Here is a 5,727-nt window from a genome sequence, read left to right as displayed (position 1 = left end):
GCCCGGGCCGGGGCCCGCCCGGCGGGCCTGGCGGACGGTCTCGCCGTACGCCTATCTCGCCCCGTTCTTCACCCTGTTCGCCGCCTTCGGCCTCTTCCCGCTGCTCTACACGGCCTTCGTCTCCCTCTACCGGGTCGAGCTCCAGACCCCCGGCGACATGGAGTGGCGCGGCCTCGGCAACTACACCGCGCTCCTCGGCGACGCGTACTTCTGGGTCGCGCTGCGCAACACCTTCACCATCGGCGTCCTGTCGACCGTGCCGCAGCTGGTGATGGCCCTCGGTCTCGCGCACCTGCTGAACTACCGCATGCGCGGCCGTACCTTCCTGCGGACGGCGGTGCTGCTGCCGTACGCGACCTCGGTCGCCGCCGCCACCCTCGTCTTCGCCCAGCTGTTCGGCCGGGACTTCGGGCTGATCAACTACGGGCTCGGCCTCGTCGGCATCGATCCCGTCGACTGGCAGAACGGCACGGTCGCCTCGCAGATCGCCGTGTCCACGGTCGTGATCTGGCGCTGGACCGGCTACAACGCGCTGATCTACCTGGCCGGCATGCAGTCCATCCCCGACGAGCTGTATGAGGCCGCCGCGATGGACGGGGCCTCGCGGTGGCGCCAGTTCTTCCACGTCACGCTGCCGGGGCTGCGGCCCACCATCCTCTTCACCGTCATCGTCTCCACGATCGGCGCGACCCAGCTGTTCGGCGAGCCGCTGCTCCTCGAAGGCTCGATCTCGGGCGGCATCTCGCACCAGTACCAGACCCTCGGCCTCTACCTGTACGAGCAGGGCTGGGGCTTCTTCCACCTGGGGCGGGCCGCGGCCATCGCCTGGGTGATGTTCCTGCTCATCGTGGTGCTGGTCGGGATCAACGCCCTGATCGCGCGCCGCCGTTCCCGCAAGGAGGCCGGCCGATGACCGCACTGGTCCGCCCGGCACGATCCGGCTCCTCCCGGGCCGGCCGCACCCTGCACGCCGGGCCGCTCGCCTACACGATCCTGATCGTCGCCGTACTGTTCTCCGCCTTCCCGTTCTACTGGACGGTCGTCGCCGCGAGCCGTTCCAATGCCGACCTGGCGAAGGTCCCGCCGGCCCTGCTGCCGGGCCCGCACCTGATGCGCAACTTCGAGGCGGTCCTCGAAGAGGCCGACATCGGCAAGGCGTTGCTGAACTCGCTCCTCGTCTCCGGGGCGATCACCCTCGGCACCGTCCTGTGCTGCACTCTCGCCGGTTTCGCCTTCGCCAAGCTCCGCTTCCGGGGCCGGGGCGCGCTGCTCGCGGTCACCGTGGGCACCATGATGATCCCGCCGCAGCTGGGGGTGATCCCGCTGTTCATGCTGATCGCCGAGCTCGGCTGGGTGAACCAGCTCCAGTCGGTGATCCTGCCGGGTCTGGTGTCGGCGTTCGGGGTGTTCTTCATGCGGCAGTACCTGGTGCAGTCGCTGCCGGACGAGCTGATCGAGGCGGCCCGGGTCGACGGCGCTTCCACGGCGAGGATCTTCTGGTCGATCGTGGTGCCGATCGCCCGGCCGGGCATGGCCGTGCTCGGCCTGCTGACCTTCATGGCCGCGTGGAACGACTTCTTCTGGCCCGTCGTCGCGCTCTCCTCCTCCGAGCCCACCGTCCAGGTCGCGTTGCGTCAGCTCGGCGGCGGCTACGTCCACGACCAGTCCGTGATCATGGCGGGGACCCTGCTCGGGACCCTGCCGGTGCTGCTCGTCTTCGGGCTCCTCGGCCGGCAGATCGTCGGCGGGATCATGCAGGGCGCGGTCAAGGGCTGACGCCCGTCGCCCCTTCTGCCCCTTCCCACAGACCTCTCATCCAAGGGAGTTTCCACCCCCATGACCGCGCTCGACGCCCACTCCGACGTCACGACCGCTCTCCGCTTCCCCGAGGGCTTCCGCTGGGGCACGGCCACGGCCGCGTACCAGATCGAGGGAGCCGCCGCCGAGGACGGCCGCACCCCCTCCATCTGGGACACCTTCAGCCGTACGCCCGGCAAGGTGCGCAACGGCGACACCGGCGACATCGCCGCCGACCACTACCACCGGGTCGACGAGGACGTGGCCCTGATGCGGCGGCTCGGGGTGACCGACTACCGCTTCTCGATCGCCTGGCCGAGGGTCCAGCCCACCGGGCGCGGCCCGGCCGTCCGCAAGGGCCTGGACTTCTACCGGCGGCTCACCGACACGCTCCTGGAGGCGGGCATCCGGCCGGTGGCGACGCTCTACCACTGGGACCTGCCGCAGGAGCTGGAGGACGCGGGCGGCTGGCCGCACCGGGAGACGGCGTACCGCTTCGCCGAGTACGCGGGGATCATGGCGGACGCGCTCGGCGACCGGGTCGCGACCTGGACCACGCTCAACGAGCCCTGGTGCTCGGCCTTCCTCGGCTACGGCCAGGGCGTGCACGCGCCGGGCCGGACCAGTGACCTCGCCGCGCTGCGCGCCGCGCATCACCTGAACCTGGCGCACGGCCTCGCGGCCCGGACGCTGCGCGGTGCGCTGCCCGGTGCGGCGGAGGTGTCCCTGACCCTCAACCTCCATGCGGTACGGGCGCGTTCGCAGACTCCTGAGGACCTGGACGCGGCCCGCCGGATCGACGCGGTCGGCAACCGGATCTTCCTGGATCCGGTCTTCCACGGCCGGCTCCCCGAGGATCTGGTCCGCGACACGGCGGCCGTCACGGACTGGTCGTTCGTCCGGGACGGCGATCTGGCGACGACGGCCGCGCCGATCGACTCCCTGGGCATCAACTACTACTCCCCGGCGGTCGTCGCGGCGGGCAGCTCGGAGTCGCCGTCGCCGTGGGCGGGCGCCCGGGCCTCGGACGGCCATGGACTGGCCGGTGGACGCGGACGGGCTGCACGGGCTCCTGGTCCGGCTGCGGGACGAGCTGCCGGGCGTACCGCTGGTCATCACCGAGAACGGCGCGGCGTACGACGACTACGCCGACCCCTCGGGGAACGTGAAGGACCCGGAGCGGGTGGCGTATCTGCACGCGCATCTGGCGGCGGTGCACCGGGCGCTCGCGGACGGCGCCGACGTGCGGGGCTACTTCCTGTGGTCGCTGCTCGACAACTTCGAGTGGGCGTACGGCTACAGCAAGCGGTTCGGCATCGTGCACGTGGACTTCGCGACGCAGCGCCGGACGCCGAAGGACAGCGCCCGCTGGTACGCGGAGGTGATCGCCCGGGGCGGTCTCGGTCCCGGGGAGGCCTGAGACCGCCCGGCCTGGCCCCCTACTTCTTCAGCGCGCCGGCGACGAAGTCCTGGGTGAGCCTGGCGGCCGAGTCGACCGGGATGTACTGGTCGTCGAACGGGAAGAAGTCGAGGACTCCGGCCGCCCCGTAGTTCGCCCAGAGACAGGTCGTCATCGGGAAGGTGTCGGTGACGTTCTGCCGGCACTTCACGACGAGGGAGCTGCTGGTGACGGTCTTCGGGGCGCCGGTGGGGTTGCGGCCGTAGTCCTTCGCCAGGTCCATGGACGCGTCGAAGATGCGGTTGAGGGAGGCGGTGGGGTCCGGCACGTTCTCGTAGAGGTTGGTCCGGGCGGTGAACGTGGGCGCCGAGGCCGACATGGTGCCCTTGCGGAGGACGTTGCGGGGGCTGCCGAAGCAGGACACCTCGTCGGCGACGTCCTGGCCGTCGTCCTTGATCTCCTTCAGGTCGTCGTCGCCGGTGATGCTCATGTCGAGGTCGCTGCCGAAGTGGAAGCCGCCGTCGCCCTCGTCGCAGACGAGTCCCTCCATGGTCGGCACGGCGACGGTGGTGTAGCGGGTGCCGGGATCGGCGGCGAGCGTCTCCGCCTTCGCCGACCCGGTGTCCCCGGTGGAGGGCCGCGCGGCAGTCGGCTTGTCCGCCGGCTCCTTGCCGTCCGCCCGGTCTCCGGAACCGCAGCCCGCCACCGCCGATGCCAGAACGACTGCGGCAACGACTGCCCTCAACCTGGTCACGTGCACGTTCCCCCGAGACATCGCAAAGTTGATCATGGTTTCGGCGCGATCATACGGGGCCTCCGACGGGGGGCACCGCGGCACCCCGTCGGAGGAGGACGGTCAGGAGGCGTTCGGGCCCACGTCCGTGGGGGTGAGCGGGCGGCGGACCGGGGCCAGGGTCGAGTACTCGTCGGCGCCGATGTCGCGGGCGGTGCCGCGGGCGTGGCCGTCGATGTCCTCGGGGACCGAGAGGGTGGTGAGCGTCGCCGCGCCGATCGCGGGGCTGCCCGCCGCGAGACGGTAGACGCCGTCGGAGGACGACACCAGACGGGGGTCGACGCGGGTGTAGCCCGCGTTGGGGAGGGTGCCGTCGGACGCCGCGCCCCAGAGGATGTTGCCCTGCCAGATGAAGCCGGTGGTCGCGCCCATCGCGACGAGGCTGCCGCTGTCCCCGACGAGGAGGTTGTCGGCGACGACCACGTCACGGGGCTCGTAGGTGCGGGTCTCGCCCGAGAGGGAACTCTTGTTGGCGCGCAGGGTGTTGTGCACGATCACCGCGCGGTCGCAGGCGTCGTTGCCGCGCCGCTCCTCGGTGGTCTCGCCCTCGTGGTGGTCGCGCGTGGTGCCGCTGCCGATCACGAGGGCCCGGCCGGTGAGGCCGGCGAGGTGGTTGTTGACGACCAGGTGGTCGTTGCCGTACAGGCGGATGCCCTCCTTGCCGCCGAGCAGCCAGTTGCCCTCGACGGTGGAGCGGTTGCCGTGGCGCAGCACGATGCCGCCCTGGCTGTTGCGGAGCGTGTTGTACCGGACGGTGTTGCCGGAGGACTTCACCGAGATGGCCTCGGGGTCTCCGTCGCACCGCTCGAACAGGTTGTACTCCACGATCGCGTCGGCCGTGGACAGCGCCCGGCTGCTGACGCCGAGCCGGATCGACTCGCCGCCGTTGGTGCCCGCGTACGCGTGGCCGGAGAAGTGGTTCTTGAAGACGTGGAGGCGCTGGGCGACGGCGGTCGTGCCGGGTCCGTCGACGACGAGGAAGATGCCCTGCGTGGTCCGGTCGTGGAAGTGGTTCCGGTCGACCTTGGCGTCGTCGCCCTCCACGAGGACCCAGTCGAGGCCGTCGACGTCCGCGAAGCGGATGTCGTTACGGGTCAGGCGGATGCCCGTGGTGCCGGCGGGGATCTCCAGGGTGCCGCTCTGGCGGAGCGCGAAGCCGCTGATGGTGATGGCGCTCGCGCCGTCGAGGACGAAGCTGCGCGGGCCCTGGAGGACGGCGCCGCCGCGGGTCTGCGAGACGATCGTGATGCCGCTGCGCCCCGAGACGTCGATCGCGCCGCCCGAGGGGACGGTGTAGGTGCCGTCGGCGACGACGATCCGGTCGCCGGGCACCGCGCGGTCGATCGCGCTCTGCAGCGCGCTCAGCGAGGTGACCGGTGCCGGCTCGGCCGCCGAGGCGCCGGTGGCGAGCAGGGTGTCGAGCGGGACGGCTGCGGCCGCCGCGCCGAGCAGCGAGCCCTTGAGGAAGGTACGTCGTCGCATGATGCCTCCTGGTGGTGAGGGGAATTCGTCGTCCTGTGTCCTGTGACCAGGGGGCGTGGATCGCCGGGACGCCGGGGTTCCGCGGCGGCCCCGGCCCGTCGGGACCCGGGGCGGGCCCCCACGGCCCGCCCCGGGTCCCGACCGGTCAGTGCCGGTGCGGACGCGTCCTCCCCGGCGACGTCGACACGTCCTGACGGGGGCCGCCCCCACGACGGCACCCGTCAGGACGACGGCCGCCACGGCGCCCGCCTCGGTC

At 71.7% G+C, this 5,727-nt stretch carries 4 protein-coding genes and 1 pseudogene; 3 read left to right on the top strand and 2 right to left on the bottom strand.

Going from position 1 to position 5,727, the window contains the following annotated elements:
• The 3 genes and pseudogenes from CCN56_RS05715 to CCN56_RS05705 all read left to right on the top strand — a co-directional run.
• Positions 1–913: carbohydrate ABC transporter permease (locus CCN56_RS05715; RefSeq protein ID WP_256961782.1), on the top strand; the 913-nt coding region annotated here is incomplete at its 5' end.
• Positions 910–1,776, top strand: coding sequence for a carbohydrate ABC transporter permease (locus tag CCN56_RS05710; protein ID WP_086824205.1), 867 nt, complete (start codon positions 910–912; stop codon positions 1,774–1,776). The genes CCN56_RS05715 and CCN56_RS05710, both read left to right, overlap by 4 nt.
• Before the next feature lie 60 nt (positions 1,777–1,836).
• A pseudogene (locus tag CCN56_RS05705) lies at positions 1,837–3,217 on the top strand (GH1 family beta-glucosidase).
• Between the two features lie 19 nt (positions 3,218–3,236).
• On the opposite strand, the gene CCN56_RS05700 reads toward CCN56_RS05705, so the two are convergent.
• Both CCN56_RS05700 and CCN56_RS05695 read right to left on the bottom strand, forming a co-directional pair.
• On the bottom strand, positions 3,237–3,950 hold the full coding sequence (locus tag CCN56_RS05700) for a hypothetical protein (RefSeq protein ID WP_143664435.1): 714 nt from the start codon (positions 3,948–3,950) through the stop codon (positions 3,237–3,239).
• Positions 3,951–4,052: 102 nt separating this feature from the next.
• Entirely contained in the window at positions 4,053–5,471 is a 1,419-nt protein-coding gene (locus tag CCN56_RS05695; RefSeq protein WP_086824201.1) for a polysaccharide lyase 6 family protein, read from the bottom strand.
• Between the last annotated feature and the right edge of the window lie 256 nt (positions 5,472–5,727).

Source organism: Streptomyces sp. NRRL B-24572 (assembly GCF_002156145.1).
GTDB classification, from domain to species: domain Bacteria; phylum Actinomycetota; class Actinomycetes; order Streptomycetales; family Streptomycetaceae; genus Streptomyces; species Streptomyces vietnamensis.
This window is presented reverse-complemented; position numbering and strand designations above follow the sequence as displayed.